The sequence below is a fragment of the Capnocytophaga stomatis genome, from assembly GCF_002302635.1.
GTDB classification, from domain to species: domain Bacteria; phylum Bacteroidota; class Bacteroidia; order Flavobacteriales; family Flavobacteriaceae; genus Capnocytophaga; species Capnocytophaga stomatis.
This window is the reverse complement of sequence record NZ_CP022387.1, coordinates 149,827-169,830: the sequence shown is the minus strand read 5'-3', so window position 1 is coordinate 169,830 and position 20,004 is coordinate 149,827. Positions and strand designations below refer to the sequence as shown.

16 protein-coding genes are annotated in these 20,004 nt (G+C 36.1%); 6 read left to right on the top strand and 10 right to left on the bottom strand.

Features of this window, described 5'->3' with window-relative positions; genetic code table 11:
* The first annotated feature begins 2 nt into the window (after positions 1-2).
* On the top strand, positions 3-908 hold the full coding sequence (locus CGC58_RS00780; RefSeq protein ID WP_095897050.1) for a PorP/SprF family type IX secretion system membrane protein: 906 nt from the start codon (positions 3-5) through the stop codon (positions 906-908).
* 225 nt (positions 909-1,133) lie between these two features.
* Here CGC58_RS00780 and CGC58_RS00775 read toward each other — a convergent pair whose 3' ends face one another.
* From CGC58_RS00775 to CGC58_RS00760, 4 genes are all read right to left on the bottom strand, one after another.
* A complete protein-coding gene (locus tag CGC58_RS00775) occupies positions 1,134-1,844 on the bottom strand; it encodes a peptidylprolyl isomerase (RefSeq protein WP_095894672.1) in 711 nt (236 codons plus the stop codon).
* A complete protein-coding gene (locus CGC58_RS00770; RefSeq protein ID WP_095894671.1) occupies positions 1,834-2,598 on the bottom strand; it encodes an alpha/beta fold hydrolase in 765 nt (254 codons plus the stop codon). The genes CGC58_RS00775 and CGC58_RS00770 overlap by 11 nt, the downstream gene beginning before the upstream one ends.
* Positions 2,599-2,725: 127 nt before the next feature.
* Positions 2,726-4,288, bottom strand: coding sequence for an OmpP1/FadL family transporter (locus CGC58_RS00765; RefSeq protein ID WP_095894670.1), 1,563 nt, complete (start codon positions 4,286-4,288; stop codon positions 2,726-2,728).
* A 51-nt stretch (positions 4,289-4,339) separates the two neighbouring features.
* Positions 4,340-5,383 carry a hypothetical protein gene (locus CGC58_RS00760; protein ID WP_095894669.1) on the bottom strand — a complete coding sequence of 348 codons (1,044 nt, stop codon included), beginning with the start codon at positions 5,381-5,383 and terminating at the stop codon, positions 4,340-4,342.
* Between the two features lie 435 nt (positions 5,384-5,818).
* Between CGC58_RS00760 and metG the strand changes: the two genes are divergently transcribed.
* Complete coding sequence (gene metG, locus CGC58_RS00755; protein WP_095894668.1) at positions 5,819-7,882, top strand: methionine--tRNA ligase; 2,064 nt, start codon at positions 5,819-5,821, stop codon at positions 7,880-7,882.
* A 241-nt stretch (positions 7,883-8,123) separates the two neighbouring features.
* On the opposite strand, the gene CGC58_RS00745 is transcribed toward metG, so the two are convergent.
* Complete coding sequence (locus tag CGC58_RS00745; protein WP_095894666.1) at positions 8,124-9,398, bottom strand: acetyl-CoA hydrolase/transferase family protein; 1,275 nt, start codon at positions 9,396-9,398, stop codon at positions 8,124-8,126.
* A gap of 214 nt (positions 9,399-9,612) precedes the next feature.
* Between CGC58_RS00745 and CGC58_RS00740 the strand changes: the two genes are divergently transcribed.
* Both CGC58_RS00740 and CGC58_RS00735 read left to right on the top strand, forming a co-directional pair.
* Positions 9,613-10,023 (top strand): BrxA/BrxB family bacilliredoxin, encoded by a 411-nt coding sequence (locus CGC58_RS00740; RefSeq protein ID WP_095897048.1) that lies wholly within the window; start codon positions 9,613-9,615, stop codon positions 10,021-10,023.
* Between the two features lie 60 nt (positions 10,024-10,083).
* On the top strand, positions 10,084-10,815 hold the full coding sequence (locus CGC58_RS00735; RefSeq protein WP_095894665.1) for a lysophospholipid acyltransferase family protein: 732 nt from the start codon (positions 10,084-10,086) through the stop codon (positions 10,813-10,815).
* Between the two features lie 42 nt (positions 10,816-10,857).
* Here the strand turns inward: CGC58_RS00735 and fumC are convergent, their stop codons facing one another.
* Together fumC and proS are read right to left on the bottom strand one after the other, a co-directional pair.
* Positions 10,858-12,255, bottom strand: a complete 1,398-nt coding sequence (gene fumC, locus CGC58_RS00730; protein WP_095894664.1) for a class II fumarate hydratase — start codon at positions 12,253-12,255, stop codon at positions 10,858-10,860.
* Positions 12,256-12,434: 179 nt separating this feature from the next.
* Positions 12,435-13,913 (bottom strand): proline--tRNA ligase, encoded by a 1,479-nt coding sequence (gene proS / locus CGC58_RS00725; protein ID WP_095894663.1) that lies wholly within the window; start codon positions 13,911-13,913, stop codon positions 12,435-12,437.
* 335 nt (positions 13,914-14,248) lie between these two features.
* On the opposite strand from proS, the gene CGC58_RS00720 reads away from it, so the two are divergent.
* Positions 14,249-15,679: a Gfo/Idh/MocA family protein gene (locus CGC58_RS00720; protein WP_095894662.1), complete on the top strand. Its 1,431-nt coding sequence runs from the start codon at positions 14,249-14,251 to the stop codon at positions 15,677-15,679.
* 47 nt (positions 15,680-15,726) lie between these two features.
* On the opposite strand, the gene CGC58_RS00715 is transcribed toward CGC58_RS00720, so the two are convergent.
* Positions 15,727-16,428: an LrgB family protein gene (locus CGC58_RS00715; RefSeq protein ID WP_095894661.1), complete on the bottom strand. Its 702-nt coding sequence runs from the start codon at positions 16,426-16,428 to the stop codon at positions 15,727-15,729.
* On the bottom strand, positions 16,428-16,775 hold the full coding sequence (locus tag CGC58_RS00710; protein ID WP_095894660.1) for a CidA/LrgA family protein: 348 nt from the start codon (positions 16,773-16,775) through the stop codon (positions 16,428-16,430). The genes CGC58_RS00715 and CGC58_RS00710 overlap by 1 nt, the downstream gene beginning before the upstream one ends.
* A gap of 249 nt (positions 16,776-17,024) precedes the next feature.
* Here CGC58_RS00710 and CGC58_RS00705 point away from each other — a divergent pair, with 249 nt between their 5' ends.
* Positions 17,025-17,981: a hypothetical protein gene (locus tag CGC58_RS00705; RefSeq protein WP_095894659.1), complete on the top strand. Its 957-nt coding sequence runs from the start codon at positions 17,025-17,027 to the stop codon at positions 17,979-17,981.
* A 96-nt stretch (positions 17,982-18,077) separates the two neighbouring features.
* Here the strand turns inward: CGC58_RS00705 and CGC58_RS00700 are convergent, their stop codons facing one another.
* Positions 18,078-20,000: a DUF294 nucleotidyltransferase-like domain-containing protein gene (locus CGC58_RS00700; protein ID WP_095894658.1), complete on the bottom strand. Its 1,923-nt coding sequence runs from the start codon at positions 19,998-20,000 to the stop codon at positions 18,078-18,080.
* Positions 20,001-20,004 lie beyond the last annotated feature (4 nt).

The following is a 20,004-nucleotide window of genomic DNA, read 5'->3' as shown; positions in this document are numbered from 1 at the left end:
AGATGAAAAAATATATCTGCAATATCATATTTATAGGGCTGAGTGTTTTGGTTTCGAATCAGTTAAAGGCACAAGAACCAAGCTATATATTTTACAATCAGCATAAGAATTTAGTAAATCCGGCTGCGGTGGGAACAGAAAAAGGACACACGATTTCTGTGGATATTCGCAATCAGTGGCAGGGAGTTGTTGACGCTCCTCAAACGCAAACCTTCTTCACCACGCACAAAATTAATGACCGTATAGGTTTAGGATTTTCCATAGCAAATAATAAAGTTTTCATACAAAAACAGGCAGGAATTTATGCCGATTTTTCGTACTCTTTGCAGATAAGCGACAGCACAAAAATTTATGCAGGATTGAAATTCGGTGGAGATTTTTTCAACATAGACGGAAGCCGCATTCACACTTACACAACCCCACATAACACGCGTTACGACCCTTATTTACAGACGATTTCAGGGAAATTTCAAGTGAATATGGGAACCGGTTTTTTCTATGAGCATCCCAAGTTTTATTTTGGAGTTTCTATTCCTAATTTATTGGCTTCCAAGGAAGTTAAATTGAAGGACGACGTGGTAACTTCAGTGGCTGAGAGACTTCATTTTTATGCCTTAGGAGGATATTATTGGAATATTTCAAACGAACTTACCTTAAAACCGGTGATGCAAGCACGCTTTGCAAAAGATATAAGCCCGTCGTTTAACTTTACTTTGGCAGGCGTGTACCTGAAAAACAGCGAAGTAGGATTAACATACCGCACTGATAGTGCTTTGGGAGGTTACGTATTGTTCTTCATTCCGAAGTACTTCGTAGGTGTGGGCTATGGTTATGAGGGAGTTACAAAATCACAACTGAATTTGTACGCACGCAACTCGCACGAATTTTTGGTTCAATTCAAGTGGTAAAAATCACTGTAACGAAGCCTCAGAAAAGCAGTTATAGTTCCCGAATAATTTTATGCGGAAGCACAGAAATTTTCTGACGGGAGAAAAATAATTTCTTCCCGTGAGAAAATAAATTTCCTGACGTCAAGAAATTTTCGGCTTGACGTCAGTTTTTTTATAATGTGTTCGGGAGAAGAAAATTTTTGCTACTGAACTTCCGCAGAAGGTCGCTTTTTGCTTTGAAGATTATCTGTCGAGAAGAACAACTTTCATCTTCACATCGCGTTTAGGCCACTCGCTCTTTTCGTTGGTTTCCACCTGATTGATTTTATCAACAACCTCCATTCCTGCAATAACCTTCCCGAAAGCGGTGTAATTCCCGTCCAGATGATAAGCACCGGGGCTTTGTACCACGATAAAAAACTCATAAGGCGAAGCAAACTGATGCGGGTTATCAATGTCGCTGCTTGGCATCGAAACAATTCCGCGGTGATGTTTAAATCCCTTTTTGGTGTCGGGAGGAAGTAAATAATAGCCTATCTTTTGGCGTTTTTTACGAATATCCCAGCCATCAGAATTTCCTCCTTGAATTACAAAATCTTTTACAACTCGGTGAAAAACTGAGCCGTCAAAATATTGTTGCTTTGTTAGAAAAATGAAATTTGCCCGATGATACGGAGTTTCGTTAAATAGTTCAATATCAATATTTCCGTAGTCAGTAATGATACGAACGTACCGCTCTTTATTTTCTTTTTCATAATTAAACAAAAAAGGAATAACGCTTTGTGTGTTCAGAGTTTCAATGGGCTTTTCTTTTTTTTCTTCCTTTTCAGATATTTTTTCTTGGCTTTCGGCTGATTGAGTAACGCTTTTCTTCTTCTCAGATTTTGGAGAATTTTCGCCACAACCAACGACAAGAGAAGCGAGGAATAACGGGAGGAAATATTTAAACTTCATTGATAAAATTCTTTAAAATGCTGATAGTTTCCGATTTATTTTCGATGTATGACATATGTCCTCCTTCAAGCAGAGAATAAGTCGCCCCGATTTCGTTTGCCAAAGTAACCAATTCCTCATAAGGAATTAACGCATCTTTTTTCCCGATGATGAAGTGCTTCGGAGCAGGTAACGACTTTAAAATGAGCGTTCTGTTGGGTCTTTCTTTCATTCCTAAAGAAGCTGCTTTGATGCCTTCATTAGGAGTTTTTGAAGCAACATTGATGATTTCTTCTATTTTTACTTTCATCAATTGTTTGTTTTCTTCACTAAATAAATTAGTCACAGAACTACGAATGAAAAAAGTTTTGTCGTTATCAACCACAGTCACAACTCGCTCTCGATTAGCTTTTTTCTCGTCAGAATCGGGTAGGGGAGTTGAGTTCATCAGTACGATTCCCTTTACTTTCTGCGGATACTTTTCTGCAAAAGCCAAACTTACGTAACCACCCATCGAGTGCCCAACCAAGATGCATTCTTCTATTTTTTCGGTTTCCAGAATAGAAAAGACTTGCTCCGCCATCATTTCCATCGTATGAACTTTGGAAGTTGCGGGTGTTTTTCCGTGTCCGAGAAGGTCAGGAACGATAAGGTGAAAATCCTTCTCAAGTACTTCAATAAGTTCGTTCCATACTTCGCAACTCTCTAAAAATCCGTGTAATAGAATTAATGTTTTGCCTTTTCCTGCTTTTTTATAAAAAGAATTGTATTCCATCAGAAATAAAATTTTAGTTAAAAAGAATTGCCACAAAGATAGAATATTATTTCTGAAAAATCTAAAAAAAATAGGCTACCCGGAAAGCGGATAGCCTAAATTGTTATAGGTTAGTAGATAGAATTTGTCAGAATAATTTTGCTGATAAGGTGAACAATAAATTACTTCTTGTGGATGAAATTTTTGCCGGAGTGGTCAAAACGGCTTCATACATTTGGAACATATTATCCTGTTTTGCAATATCGTATGAAACGTCCAAACGAACGCCACCAAAAGAATAACCCGCACCGAAAGAGTATCCGTTAAGGTCTCCTACGTACTTGGAATTTCCTTTGTAAGGACTTTGCTCATAACGCATACCTGCACGCAAACTTAACGCTTTTATACGATACTCTCCACCTACACGTATTGATGAAGTGCCGTTCAAAGTATTCTGAATAATGGTATTTTCACCTTTCAAATTGTTGCTGGTAAAATAGATATTTTCGTAATTCTTATAGATATAATCAAAACTGATTAGCCCTTTTTTACTGAAAACGTAAGCAACACTTCCCACCCAAGAACTTGGCGTACGGAATTTATAATCTCGCTCGAACCAAATTTCATCACCGTATTGGTTTAGCAAATCGACGTCTTTATCCTCATTTTGATTTGCTTGTTTATTAAAAATTGTGGAATACAACACTTCTCGTGATTGTTCTTCAAGTTTGTACCAAGTAGGAGACTGGTAACTTAATCCTAAACGAATCTGATTACCAACTTTCGCGATACCTCCTAACTGAAAAGAAAAGCCGTTTCCGGTAGTATTCACTCTCACTTGATGATTAGCATATCTTACTAATGAAGTACTTTCAAAATTGTCATCACGCAAGCTATACAAAGAGCTGGAATTAATCGGATGTGAGTTAAGGTTTACACCCAAATAAATATTATTTCCGAATTGTGATGCAAAATTGAAGTTGTACTTATTGATTTGCCCATTATGAATCACTTCGTATTTTTGTCGCCTTAAAGTTCTGTCAGCATTTGCTATGTAGTTTGTTTCAGAAGCATTGGGCGACTCAGGTACCACTAATTCGGTTTTTATTCCCAAATAAGCACTTCTTGCATTCCAGTCGTTTAATCCTAAGTAAAACTCTCCAATTGCATTTTGGTTAACGATAGGAAGATTTCCGTCGGCAAACGTGGACAGAGGAAAGCCACTTCCGTTAACATTTCCATTTTGTGCAAAGTGGCGGAAATAATCATCAATACCGATGTTGTTATCTCCGAAATAAGTAAATCCTGAATTACTTAGATTTTTGGTCTGTTGAAAGTTAAATCCAAAACTAATTTTTTTCCAATTTTCCGAAACATTAGGTACAACGAAAGCAATTCCAAATTGATTCAAATCAAAATCGGAATCTTTGTTGATTGTTTCTTGATTTAGGAAGGAAACATTTTTCTTGTGGTTGTCATCTCTTATAGAGAAGGAAAATTCCGTACCTGAAAAAATGGCACTTCCTGCAGGATTTATATTTATTGCGGACATATCACCTCCCAAAGCTCCAAAAGCACCGCTCATTCCTTTGAAGCGAGCACTACCGTTTAAGTCTTCGGTTGAATAACGCAAAGCATCGGTGTAATTCTGTGCTTGAATACCTGTTGTGAACAAAGTACCCAAAACTAATGAGTATATTAACTTATTCATATTTCTTTCTTATTGATATGTTTTTAATATCTGCGTAAATATCGTTTGATATTATCTTCGGTTAGAGCTTCGATGGCTTCCTCCACTTCCGGAGCTTCCTGAATTTCTGCTGCCTGAATTATCGTGTCCTCTTGAAGAATTACTTTCATAACTTCTTGAAGAGTTGTTATAATTTCGGTTTTCATAACCTCGTGTAGGCAAGTCATTTCTTGAGTTATTATAGTTATTGTTATTGCGATTACTATAATTTCCGGAACGATTTTCATATCTTCCCGAAGGAGCTGTTTCACGATTGTAATGCCCTCGTGCGTTTCTTGAATTTTCGTAGTTATAATAACGATTTGCATCACCTCTTCGTGAATTATCTCTTACTATTGCACGTCCTCTTCTGTCATAATAATTGTTGTTGTACCCACGATTATACGAATTATTAGGAGAATAGTAATAATCTCTGGAATAATATCTTCCACCATAGTAGTGAGGATAATAGCCGTATCCGTAATGAGGATAATAACCTCTGCCATAATATCCATATCCGTAGCGGTCATACCAATTCCAATAAGGATTGTAGTAACCTCCCCAACCTATTGAAAATCCCCAATTTAAGCGATTTCTGTAATGAGGATAATACGAACCATATCCGTAATAATTGTCATAAGGATACCAAGCTCCGTAACCCCAATATGAATTATATCCACCATAATATGGATAATTCCAATGGTTATCATATACATTTACAGTTACCTGAGTAGGATTGCTTCCCCATCCGGCATAAGCTTTTCTTTCCGGATTAGTGTAAAAATCAGAAGTATAGGCATCTACATCGGTAAAGTGTGTGAAACTTTCTTCGGTGTTGCCGTATTGTTCTGCTTTTTCTCTGAAATAATCCCTATATTTATTTCGCGGAGCAGGAACATTTCTTGAAGGGTAACTATCGTAATGCTCAACCACAGTCACTCTCTCAGGAGGAACTTCGCCGTAAATTCCGTCGCTGTAATAAGCATAGTACGACCCACAGGAGGCAAGTAAGGCAGGTAATGCGAATATACCTAAAAATTTTGCCACATTTCTTTTGAGTTTGTTATTCGTTTTCATAGCTAAATAATTTTTAATTCTAAAAATTTAATTAATTCTTCAAACATCTTCTCAATACTTTGGAGTGATGTAATGTTAGGAAGATTTTTTTCATTGTGAATCTTCATATTTTAAAGCACAATATTTGTGCCAAACAATGTTTATCAGCTTATATTTCAAATTAAAAATTCATTTTTTTTAGATAATAATTTTTTATGAGCGAAAATTTGTTGAAGTCTATCTCATTACGCAGATCAAACAAAACAGAAAAAAAAGTTGTTTATTGTTCTTATGTTTTTGATTATTAATATATTATTTTGTTTTTGAAAAATGTTTGTCTGATGAAATAGTTTACCGAGTTTGGAATTATTCATTTTTGAAAAGGAAAACAACTTTTATAACTTTCAAATTTCCGAAGAAGACCTTATCTTTGCAACCTATTTATTTTTCTAAAAAATGTCAAAAAGATATACCATTACGGCAGCTTTGCCTTATACCAACGGACCTATACACATCGGTCACTTAGCGGGAGTTTATGTGCCTTCGGATATTTATGCTCGTTATCAGCGATTGAAAAACAACGATGTAGCTTTTATTTGCGGAAGTGACGAACACGGTGTTGCTATTTCTATCAAAGCTAAAAAAGAAGGAGTTACGCCACAGGAAATCATCGATAAATATCACAACATCATCAAAAAATCCTTTGAAGATTTTGGAATTTCGTTTGATAATTATTCACGAACTTCGCTTCCTATTCATCATAAAACGGCTTCCGATTTTTTCAGAAAATTGTACGAACAAGGCGATTTTATTGAAGAAGTTTCCGAGCAATTGTATGACGAACAAGCTCAGCAATTTTTGGCAGATCGTTTCGTTACCGGAACTTGCCCTAAGTGCTCAAATACAGAGGCTTACGGAGACCAATGCGAAAAATGCGGAACGTCATTGAATGCCACCGACTTAATAAACCCAAAATCAACCATTACGGGAACCAAACCCACACTTAAAGAAACCAAACATTGGTTTTTACCTTTGAACCGTTATCAAAAATTTATTGAAGAATGGATTTTAGAAGGACATAAAAAAGATTGGAAACCAAATGTTTATGGTCAAGTAAAATCGTGGCTTGATGATGAACTTAAGCCTCGTGCCGTTACGCGTGATTTGGATTGGGGAATTCCTGTTCCAGTTGAAGGTGCTGACGGAAAGGTGCTTTACGTTTGGTTTGATGCTCCCATCGGATATATTTCATCAACAATTGAATGGGCTGAGCGTGAGGGCAAAGATTGGGAGCCTTATTGGAAAGATAAAGATACAAAATTGGTTCACTTTATCGGTAAGGATAACATTGTGTTTCACTGCATTATATTTCCGTCGATGCTTAAAGCCGAAGGAAGTTACATTTTACCCGATAACGTTCCCGCCAATGAATTTTTGAACTTGGAGGGAGATAAATTATCTACATCCAAAAATTGGGCGGTTTGGTTACACGAATATTTGCAAGATTTTCCTAATCAGCAAGATGTGTTGCGATATGTTTTGACAGCCAATGCTCCTGAAACCAAAGATAATGACTTCACTTGGAAAGATTTTCAAGCTCGAAATAATAATGAATTGGTAGCCATTTTTGGAAATTTTATCAATCGGGTTACGGTTTTGACTCATAAATATTACAACGGAATCACTCCTGAACCTAACGAATTTACTGAAACAGATTTGCAAACATTGGCTTTGATGAAAGCTTTTCCTGAGCTGATTTCCAATTCAATAGAACGTTACCGATTCCGTGAAGCTTCACAAGAATTGATGAATTTGGCTCGCCTCGGGAACAAATATTTGGCTGATGAGGAACCTTGGAAGCTCATCAAAGAAAATCCTGAACGCGTAAAAACACAAATGTATGTGGCTTTGCAAATTGCGGGAGCGTTAGCAATACTTAGTGAACCTTTATTGCCTTTTACTTCCGAAAAATTGAAGAAAATGCTTCAATTTGATGATTTAAAAGCAAAAATACAGTGGAATGATGTAGAAAAATGCGATAAAATTCTTCCAAGTGGTCACGTTATCGGAAAATCAGAGCTTCTTTTCCAAAAAATAGAAGATGAAGCCATCGAAAAACAACTTATAAGATTGGAAAATACTAAAATTGAAAACAAAAAAGAAGAAAAAATGTCAGTAGAAACTCAAAAAGAGTTGATTTCGTATGACGATTTTATGAAAATGGATATTCGTATCGGTACAATTCTGGAAGCTGAAAAAATGCCAAAAGCAGATAAATTACTTGTTTTGAAGGTAGATACAGGAATCGATGTACGAACCATAGTTTCAGGAATTGCAGAAAGTTTCAATCCGCAAGATATTGTAGGAAAGCAAGTTACTGTTTTAGCAAATCTTGCTCCGCGAAAATTGAGAGGAGTTGAAAGTCACGGAATGATTCTGATGACTGAAAATTCAGAAGGGAAATTTGTCTTCTTGAATCCTGATAATGAAAGTATTGCCAACGGAATGGTTGTGAAATAGATTTTATACTGAATATTTGTCAGGCTCATAAAATAAAAAAGAGTATTGTTATGCAATACTCTTTTTATTTTTATCCACATTTACACTGATTGTCGTCTTTTCCGCAAGATTTTTTCTTTTTATTTGTTAAAAAAAACTTCTTCACCAGAAAAAAAACAGCAATCAGGACTAAAACGTATGCAATAACTTCTTGTATTCCCATTTTTAATTCAATTTTATGCCAAAAATAGAAAAATAAATTCTACTTTTTGCGAAATTCTTCAAAAAATTGCCTTTCTAAGTTCTCTCTGTGGTCAGGGTGAGCAATATCAATCATTGATTTGATTCGTTGATGAATATTCTTGCTATGTAATTGAGCCACACCATATTCCGTAACTACATACTGAACGTGCGAACGGGTTGTAACAACTCCTCCTCCTTTTTTTAAGAAGGGAACTATTTTGCTTTCGCCTCTTTTGGTCACGGATGGAAGGGCGATGATGGATTTTCCCCCCTCACTTAGTGAAGCTCCTCTCACAAAATCAACTTGACCGCCAACTCCGGAATACATCTGAGTTCCAATGGAATCCGCACAAACTTGCCCCGTTAAATCAACTTCAATGGCTGAGTTGATAGAAATCATTTTTGGATTTTGCCGTATTACTGATACCTCATTCGTGTAAGAGCATTCTCTGAGTTCTACAAACGGATTATCATCAACAAATTCATAAAATTCTTGTGACCCCATCATAAAAGAAGCAACAATTTTTCCTTTATCAATTCCTTTTTGCGAACCATTTACGACGCCTTTTTTGATTAAATCCAAAACTCCATCAGTAAGTAATTCTGTGTGAACGCCTAAATTTTTCAAATGTGACATTTGCGAGAGTGTTGCATCGGGAATGCTTCCAATTCCTAATTGTATTGTGCTTCCGTCTTCGATTAATCCTGCGATGTGTCGCCCTATCTGATTTTCCGTTTCGTTAGTAATGATAGCATTTACAGAAAATAAAGGTCTGTCGTATTCAACCAGATAATCAATTTCGCTTATGTGAAGCATTCCGTCTCCGAAAATACGAGGCGTGTGCTTATTTACCTGAGCTATAACGTATTTCGCATTTCGTACAGCCGCCTTACAAGCCTCTACAGAAACACCCATTGAGCAACATCCGTTCTTATCAGGAGGCGAAACTTGAATCAAAGCCACATCAACAGATATATGTTTTCTGTCGAACAAGAGAGGTACATCACTCAAAAAAACAGGCGTATAAGTCCCATTTCCGGCTGAAATTACGTGTCGGACATTTTTTGACAGAAAGAAAGAATTTACGAAAAAATTATCCTTATATTTTGGGTCAGCATACGGAGCATCTCCCTCAACGTGAATATGTCCGATGGTTACATTTCTTAAATCAGAGGCTTTTGCCACTAACGCATCTACCAAATGTGTTGGAACTGCTGCACCTCCTTGTATGTATATAAAATCATTGCTCTTTACTACTTTCAGAGCCTCTTCTGCGGTTACGTATTTAGCCATATGCTCAAAAATTTAGTTCTTATTTAAGAAAATATGTATTTATAGGTTTCAAAGTTACATTTTTTTTTCGAAATTCCAAATTTTCAGGCTTTTATGATGAAAAATAATCTTCTGAATATTAAAAGTATTATTTTGATTTTGTTTTTTAATCTCATTTTATTATTCGTTAATTATTTTTTTCTATCTTTGCCACTTAACTAAAATGCAAAATATTATGTATCCACCAGAATTGGTAAAACCTATGATAGAAGAACTAACAGCCGTTGGTTTTCAAGAATTAAAAACAGTTGATGCTGTGCAAGAGGCAATTAAGAAGCAAGGTACGACCTTAGTTGTTGTAAATTCGGTTTGCGGATGTGCTGCCAGAAATGCTCGTCCTGCGGCAATTATGAGCCTTCAAAATGCAAAAAAACCGGATTATTTAACAACTGTGTTTGCAGGTGTTGACAGGGAAGCCACTGAGGAGGCTCGTCATTTTATGCTTCCTTTTCCTCCTTCGTCTCCAAGTATAGCTCTTTTTAAAGACGGTGAGTTAGTGCATATGCTTGAGCGTCATCACATTGAAGGAAGATATGCAGAAACAATCGCAGAAAATCTTCAGCAAGCTTACGATGAATTTTGCTAAAATATTTTAATTTGCCAAAGTGTGAACTTTGGCAAAATTTTTAATCATACGAAATATCTAATGAAAATACTCGCATATCCTCTGAGCATACTTCACTATGTTGTTTTGAGTTCTTTGTTATTGATTTTTCATCCTTTACAATGGATTTCTATTCACTTTTTAGGAAGAAAAACGCATAAAAAAGTAGTTGATTTTCTGAATATATTGCTTATTAAATCTTTGTTAATTACAGGAAATCGGGTGAAATTCAGTTTTGAAACTTCTATTCCTGAAAATATTCCCTTAATTTTTGCTGCAAACCATCAAAGTGTTTATGATATTCCTCCTCTTATTTGGTATTTGAGAAAGTATAGCATTCGTTTTGTGGGAAAAAAGGAATTAGGCAACGGTACCCCAAGTATTACTATCAATTTGAGACATAACGGCTCTGTTTTGATTGACCGTAGCAGACCCCAAGATGCAATTCCTCAGTTAGAAGAATTTGGAAGGTCGTTACAAAAGAATAAAGATGCGGGACTTATTTTTCCGGAAGGAACCCGAAGCAGAGGAAATACTCCTAAACCATTCAAAACTAAAGGATTGGAGGCTATTATGAAAAATATGCCAGATGGTTACGTAGTGCCAATTACCATAAATAATTCTTGGAAAATTTTGAAATATGGCTCTTTTCCTGTAGGAATTGGAAATAAAATCAGCTTTTATGTTCACAAACCAATAAAAATTGAAACAGAAAATATTCAAAATCAAATTTCTGAAGTAGAAAAGATAATAATCTCAAAAATAGAAAAATAAAAAAAGGCTGTTTTTAAAACAGCCTTTTTCTTTGTGAAAAATTTATTTTAAACTTCCTACCATATCTTCAGGTTTTACCCAAGCGTCAAAATCCTCAGGAGTTACGTAACCCAATCTAACGGCTTCTTCTTTTAATGTAGTTCCGTTTCTGTGAGCTGTTTGAGCAATTTCGGCAGCTTTGTAATATCCGATTTTAGTGTTTAATGCTGTAACCAACATCAGTGAATTATCAACCAATTCTTTGATACGCTTGTAGTTAGGTTCGATACCTTGAGCACAGTGTTCGTCAAACGAAACGCAAGCATCTCCTAATAATTCTGCCGAACGCAAGAAATTGGAAGCCATCAATGGTTTGAATACATTCAACTCGTAGTGACCTTGAGCTCCTCCAACGGAAATAGCCACATCGTTCCCCATAACTTGTGCGGCAACCATTGTAAGTGCTTCACACTGTGTAGGATTCACTTTTCCTGGCATAATTGAACTACCTGGTTCGTTTTCAGGGATTAAAATTTCTCCAATTCCTGAACGCGGACCAGAAGCCAACATACGAATGTCGTTTGCAATTTTATTCAATGAAACTGCTAATTGTTTTAAAGCTCCGTGAGCCTCCACAATAGCATCGTGTGAAGCCAATGCTTCAAATTTGTTTGGAGCGGTAACAAACGGATGCCCTGTAAACTTAGCGATGTACTCGGCAACTTTCACATCGTATCCTTTTGGGGTGTTAAGTCCTGTTCCTACGGCAGTTCCGCCCAACGCCAATTCCGACAAGTGAGTCAAGGTGTTTTTCAAGGCTTTCAAGCCGTAATCCAACTGAGCTGCATAACCTGAAATTTCTTGTCCCAAAGTAAGTGGCGTAGCGTCCATAAGGTGCGTACGTCCGATTTTCACTACATCTTTGAAAGCTTCTGCTTTGGCTTTTAGTGTATTACGAAGTTGTTCTACTCCCGGGATTGTTTTTTCAACCACCATTTTGTAGCAAGCGATGTGCATTCCTGTTGGGAACGTATCATTTGAAGATTGTGATTTATTTACATCATCGTTGGCTTTCAGAACGGGCTCTCCTTCGCCTATTTTTCCGCCGGCAAGTACCTGAGCACGGTTGGCAATCACTTCATTAACGTTCATATTTGATTGTGTTCCTGAACCTGTTTGCCAAATTACAAGCGGAAATTGGTCGTCCAACTTTCCAGCCAAAATTTCATCACAAACTTGTGCAATAGCATCTCTTTTTTCGGTTGAAAGCACGCCCAAATCACAGTTGGCATAAGCAGCTGCTTTTTTCAGATAAGCAAACCCTCGTACGATTTCGATTGGCATTGAAGCAGGAGCTCCAATTTTAAAATTGTTACGTGAACGCTCAGTTTGAGCTCCCCAATATTTATCAGCAGGAACTTTCACTTCGCCCATTGTGTCTTTTTCAATTCTGTAACTCATTTTATTCTATTTTTATGTTATTAAACAATTTTCTCAAGTTTTTAAAACTCTACAAAGTTATTAAATTTGGCAGACATAAAATAGTTTTTTGATAATTTTTTTATCCTCCTGAAACAAAAAAATGAGATTTGAAAAATTATGTAATTTCAAATCTCATCATATGGTTCAAATTTTTTTGATTAATATGCCTTAGCAAATAAAACTCGTTTGGTAGAAGGTTTTCCTGAGAAAATACAAACTCCCTGTTCTTCTTTTGCGTCCAAAGGGATACAACGAATGGTGGCTTTGGTTTCCTCTTGAATTGTGGCTTCGGTTTCAGGAGTTCCGTCCCAATGAGCAGAAATGAATCCTCCTTTGGTTTCCAGAACTTCTTTGAATTCATCGTATGAATTGACTTCCGTAATATGAGAATTTCGGTAATCCAAAGCTTTTTTGTAGATATTTTCTTGAATATCAGTTAATAACTTTTCGATATGTGCTACAATTGCATCACCTGAAATAGTTTCTTTGGTTAGTGTATCGCGACGAGCTACTTCAAACGTATTGTTTTCCAAATCACGTTGCCCTACCGCCAAACGCACAGGAACACCTTTAAGCTCATATTCATTGAATTTGAATCCCGGTTTTTGAGTGTCGCGATCATCAAATTTTACTGAAATACCTCGTTTTTTCAGTTCGTCCATCAAAGGTAACACTCTTTGTCTTACGGCTTCCAATTGCTCTTCTCCTTTATAAATAGGGATGATAACTATTTGAATAGGAGCTAATTTCGGAGGAAGTACTAATCCGTTATCGTCGCTGTGAGTCATAATTAAAGCTCCCATCAATCGTGTTGAAACTCCCCAAGAGGTTGCCCAAACATAATCAAGAGTTCCTTCTTTTGAAGCAAATTTTACGTCAAAAGCTTTGGCAAAATTTTGTCCTAAGAAGTGCGAAGTTCCTGCTTGTAAGGCTTTTCCGTCTTGCATTAAAGCTTCGATACAGTAAGTTTCATCGGCTCCGGCAAAACGCTCCGATTCGGTTTTAAAACCTTTTATAACGGGTACGCACATAAAATTTTCAGCAAATTCGGCATATACGTTCATCATTTTTTCTGCTTCTTCAATAGCTTCGGCTTTGGTAGCGTGTGCTGTGTGTCCTTCTTGCCATAAAAATTCAGCAGTACGTAAGAACAAGCGAGTACGCATTTCCCAGCGTACAACGTTTGCCCATTGATTAATGAGGATTGGCAAATCTCGATACGATTGAATCCAGTTTTTATATGTATTCCAAATGATAGCCTCCGATGTAGGACGTACCACCAATTCATCTTCTAATTTCGCTTCGGGGTCAACCATTAATTTCCCTTTTTCGTTAGGGTCAGCTTTTAAGCGATAATGTGTTACAACGGCACATTCTTTGGCAAATCCTTCGGCGTTTTTTTCTTCTGCTTCAAAAAAACTTCTTGGTACGAAAAGCGGAAAATAAGCATTTACGTGACCTGTTTCCTTGAACATTCGGTCAAGTTCTGCCTGCATTTTTTCCCAAATTGCATATCCGTAAGGCTTGATTACCATACAGCCACGCACTCCGGAATTTTCTGCTAATTCGGCTTTTACTACTAATTCATTATACCATTTTGAATAATCTTCTCCGCGTTTTGTTAAGTTTTTACTCATTTTTTATTAATCTCGTAAAATTGCTATTCTCGTAATTTTGTCAAAGTTGCAAATTTATAAAAAGTATTTCAGATTTTAATGTTTGCATTCAGGAAATTAAAGTTAGGAAGTACCTTTTGTAATGTAGGAAGTTCTTATTATTTATTATAGATGTTTGTAAATCAATGTTTTATTTTTTATTTTTTTGTAAGAATTCGAAAAATAATCATTGATATATCATAGGTTGTTTGGTGAAAATATTTTTCTACAAAAATTGTAAAAAATATTTTTTAATTAATCCTAAAATCAATACCTTTGCTCGGAATTTTGTAATTAACCTCTAAATACATAATAATATGTTAAGAAAAATTAACCAAGTACTTTTAGGAGGGATGTTGTGCTTGAGTTTTGTGGCTTGCAATTCTGTACAAAAAGCCAGCACTCCCACCGCCGAAAAAACAATGATGTATCAGCACATTAAGGTTCCTACGCCAAAACGTGCTGCTGGTCAGAAAGATGTAGTGAATTTAGTAACTCCAAAATTAGAAACCGTTCGTGTAGGATTTATAGGGCTGGGAATGCGCGGACCGGGTGCTGTACAGCGTTTTACACATATTCCGGGAGCCAAAGTTACTGCTCTTTGTGATATTCGTCCGGAAAGAGTTGAGAAAGCTCAAGCAATTTTAGAAAAAGCAGGTGCTGAAAAAGCAGCAACTTATAGTGGCTCGGAAGACGCTTGGAAAGCACTTTGTGAGCGAGATGATGTTGATTTAGTGTATATTGTAACTGATTGGAAATCACACGTTCCTATGGCATTATATGCTATGGAAAAAGGCAAACACGTAGCAATTGAAGTGCCGGGAGCAATGACTATGGATGAAATTTGGTCATTGATTGATATGGCAGAAAAAAAACGTTTGCATTGTATGATGCTTGAAAACTGTGTGTACGATTATTTCGAATTAACTTCATTAAATATGGCTCAACAAGGATTATTTGGTGAAATCATTCACGCAGAGGGTTCGTATATTCATAGTTTAGATGATTTCTGGAAAGCATATTGGAATAATTGGAGATTGGACTATAATGCTAAACATCGCGGAGATGTGTATCCAACACACGGTATGGGTCCTGCTTGTCAAGCACTTGATATTCACCGAGGTGATAAAATGAATTACTTGGTTTCTTTTGATACAAAGCCTTTCAAAGGGAAAAATTTGTATGAAAAAATTACAGGTAAAAACGGAGATAATTTCCAAAATGGAGACCACACAATGACGATGATTAAGACCGAAAAAGGCAAAACAATGCAAATTCAGCATAATGTAATGACTCCTCGTCCTTATTCACGTATGTATCAACTTACCGGAACAAAAGGATTTGCAAATAAATATCCAACAGAAGGGTACACAGTAGAACCTGAAAATATTTCGAAAGACGATGTTCCTAATCACGAGAATTTAAGCTCTCACGGATTTGTTCCGAAAGCAGTGAAAGAAGCTCTGATGAAGAAATACAAACACCGAATTCACATTGAATTGGAAGAAAAAGCCAAACAAGTAGGAGGACACGGAGGAATGGATTTCATTATGGATTACCGACTTGTATATTGTTTAAGAAACGGACTTCCGTTAGATATGGACGTGTATGATTTGGCTGAATGGTCTTGCTTGGTTCCTCTTTCAAAACTTTCTTTGGAAAACGGAAGTGCTCCTGTTGAAATTCCTGATTTCACTCGCGGAGCTTGGAACAAAGTTAATAAATACAGACACGCTTTTGCAGAATAGAAGTTATCTATAAAAAACAAAAAGCCTTGCGATTAGCAAGGCTTTTTTTATAGCCAAGGTTCAATTAATTGAATTATTGGAGGTGCTAAGATAGCGGTAAATACACCATTAAGTATCATTCCTAAACTGGCATAAACGGCGTGTTTTTCACTAAGCCCGAAGGCTGCCATTACGCCCAATCCGTGGGAAGCGGTTCCGATAGCAATTCCTCTGCCCATAGGGCTTTTGACTCTGAAAAAATCAAGGATTTTGAATCCGAAAACGCTTCCAAGTACTCCAGTGATTATCACGGAAGCCACCGTAAGAGGAGTGATTCCTCCAATTACTTCTGAAATTTCAATTGCAATGGGGGTTGTTACTGATTTGGGAACCAATGACAATATGATTTCTTTGTCTGCTCCAAATAATTTTGCTACTAAACATACTGAAAAAATCCCAGCCAAACTGCCAATAAATTGACAAACAAGCAACGGAATCAATTGCTTTTTGATTTTTGAAATCTGTAAGTATAGTGGCACGCCAAGTGCAACAATAGAAGGTTTCAACCAGAATTCGATAAAAACTCCAGCTTCTTCGTATTTGCTATGAGAGATATTAAAAATAGATAAATATCCAATAAGAACAGCAGTTGTCACCAAAACCGGACTTAATAAAGCAGATTTGTACTTCTTTTGAAGCATTTGAGTTAGGTAATAAACAGCAAAAGTAAGCCCTAATAGCAGTAAAGGATTTTCTAAAAATGAATTCATTATTTTTTTATCTTCTTTCGTAAAAATTGATAACTATGTCCTGTGACAACAATTACTATAATTGTAGTAATAATAACGGTAACAGCAATTGACCAAAAATTGGCAGCTATCAGGTCAAAATGCACCAAAATAGCTACGCCGGGAGGAACGAAAAAAAGCCCTAAATTGGCTAATAATAAGTCCGAAATGGCTTTAACCCAATGTAATTTAATCCATCCCATTTGCAGAAAAAAAGTCAAAAAGAACATACCAATGATGCTTGAGGGAAATTGTATTTTGGTAAGAAAAATAAATAGCTCTCCCAAGGCTAAACAACCGAAAATGATGGCACAATACCTAACTAACATATGATGAAATTTGTTGCAAAAGTACTCCGTTTTTGTAAAAATAGAGAGGATTTTTGTAATATATTTTCTTTCTGAATTGAAGTGAAAAAACACAGATAAATATATTTATTTCATAAATAATTGAGTAAAAGAAAATTAGAAGAGTTTTAAAATTATGAAATATGAGATAAAAATGCAAAAAAACATAAAAAATTATGAGAATATCAAAGTTTTATATATATTTGCCCAGCAAACAAAAAGAAAAAAGCTATGATAAATTCAGAAAAATTTGACAATTCTTCTCAAAAAGAAGAATTTACATTTGAAGAGGGTTACGGAAATGAACCTAGAAAAGGAGGTGGAATAGTTTCCAAAGTTTTGATAGGAATCTTGGCAATCACAACAGGTTTTGTGGGGTATCACGCCTATTCACTCCGTGAGCAAAAGGATAAAAATGAGATTGAATTGAATGAGCAGAAAGAGCAGATAATTAAGGAGTTAAGTGCTTTGAAAACCAGCTATGATAAAGCTGTAGAGGAGAACAAGACTACTAATCAGGAACTTATTGATGCTCGTAACAAGGTAAGTATGTACATCGATTCTTTAAAAACGATGAAGGTTTCAATGGCAGCCTTAACCAAGTACAGAAATCAAGTTTTTACCTTAACCAAAGAGCGTGAGCGTTTGTTGGCTATTAATGATTCACTAAGAAGGTCGAATGCGTTGATTCGTCAGGAACGTGACAGCGTTGCGGGAGCTTTGCAAACAACGGTTTCGTATGCTGATTCATTGGTACAACAAAACACGAAACTCAGACAAGTGGTTGAAAGCGGTGAAGAGCTACAAATCAACAAATTGACTACTGAAGCTGTTAAAGAACGTTCAAGTGGTAAGTTAGTTGGAACGAGCAGATCAAAAGCTGCGGACAAAATCCGTGTGTGTTTCACAGTTACAGCAAACAGAATTGCTAAGTCAGGAACAAGATACTTCTACGTACAGTTAGTAGATCCTAGTGGTGTTACTTTAGGAGAAAACGGAACAACTTCAGTAGGAAATAATACTGTGAATTACAGCGTGGTAACTAAATTTATCTACGAAAATAAAAACATTGATGTTTGTGATTTTGTTGCAAAATCAGGTGACAGATTTGAAAAAGGAACATACAAAGTTGTTGTTTTTGATGATAAATTAAAATCTGTAGGAGAAACAGAATTCTCCCTAAAATAAGAACGTTCATAATACACAAATTTATATTAAACTAAAAAAGAGAGAAAGCTGATGTTTTCTCTCTTTTGTTTTTTAGGATATCAATTTTTAGTAATTTTAAACGTAGGTAAGGCTTACTTTAAATCTTAGTTTTATCAATTCCTGCACTCCCGCAATAGCTTTGAAACAACGTTTTAATTTTGTTTTTTCTTCTTTACTTAAACTATTGAGATCAAGATATCTACCGCTGTTGTCATTTTTCAAGCCACTTTTTATGCGGAACTTTAAAAGTGCTTTTGCTGCGTAAGCACTTGCCAAATAAATATCCTTATTTTGAGGTTCAAGTTCTGCTAATTTCTCAAATCGTTCGGAAGTATTCGTAACTCCTTTAATTTTGTAAGAAAGAGAAAGTAATCTTGCACTATCACTGATTGTTGTCAGAGCTCTGGCTTTCAAATCAAATTGGTCTTTGTATTTTCCATCGTGTTCAACGATAAAATTTCTGAAGAATCCGAGGGGAGAAGGATTTTCCAACGCACTTTTAGCAAGCAAAGCCATAAAACGTTCGTTGCTTTGTGTGAGTTCAAATACTTTTTCACTTAGTTTTTCTACCAAAGTAGGCTCTCCAAAAGAAAAAGCCATATCGTAAAAGATAGAAAACATCAGAAGATCAGCGTCGTTTGCATCAGAAATCCATTTTTGGAACTGCTCTTCCCATTTTTCCAAACTCAAACACCAATTAGGATTTCTTGCCATCATATCCGCAGGGCAGTAATCGTACCCAATTTTATTCAGCATTGTGTTGATTTTGTCGGCTAATTGCAGAAAATATTGCTGTGTTTTTTCATAATTTTCTTCTGTAACATTCTCAAAAACAATTGCATTATCTTGGTCGGTTACTAAGAATTGCTCTTTTCGGGCGTGGCTACCCAAACTAACCCAAGCAAACCGAACGGGTGGGGGAGTGGGCATTCGCTTGATGCATATTTCAATAGCTTTGGAAATGATAGCTTCAAACAGCTGATGAAATGAATCAGTAATTAATCCTAAAGGAATATTTTGTAATACGTATCCTTTCAATAAGTTAAGTGATTGCTTTCGGATGCGTTTTAAGTGTTTTGATTTTTTTGAACGCTTCACGGCTTTCATCAATTCTGGGATACTATCGCCTTTTACCGTTTCAATATCGTGTTGCGTCATTATGCCACAAACAGAGGTTTTGTCTGTCCCGTCTTCCGTGATTATCAGGTGATTAATATTGTTTTTAATCATTTCAAATTGGGCTTGGGCTATCGTCATTTTTTTGGGATAAGTTTTAACGGGACTACTCATCACTTGCGACACTTTCATATCTAATGAAAAACAGCCTGTTGCAATTTGTTTTCGCAAATCTTTGTCGGTAACAATGCCTAAAGGTTTCTTTTCCGAATCAACTATGACGATGCTACTAACACGCTTCTCGGTCATCAGAAACGCTGCTTGTTGAATATTTTCTTCTGGATTGGTTCTCACTACTTTACGAACATAAACTGCTGGTTGTAGCTCAAAAAAATCCTTTTGAAGCATATTTCGGTCAAAATTCTGATACAAAAATTTTGTGTAATCAACCGAATACGGATTTCTTGTTTTTGAAGCAAAAATTTCAATTAAGTATAGTCCTATTTTTGTATCATTTTCAATAAGTGGACGAAATTCATTTGCTGGAATTCCGTAAATGATGGATTCTTCCTGAGCAACGGCAGTCATCAAATAAGGTGTGTTTGTAATCATAGGTCTGACCCCGAAAACATCACCTTCATCGCAAATATCTACCATTTCGGAATTATCATTTACCGTTTGTCTCATCTCAATCGCTCCTTCCTTAACGATGTACAGAAACTCGTGAGCGTCTTCGTGTTCTTTGAAAAGAATTTTTCCTTTTTCTAAGTAAATGACAACAACTTCTTTCGATAAATTGAGTAATTTGTTTTCGTCAATAATATCAAAAGGAGGATATTTTTTTAAAAAATCGCAAACTCTTCGAGAGATAGTATTTCTCATAAAT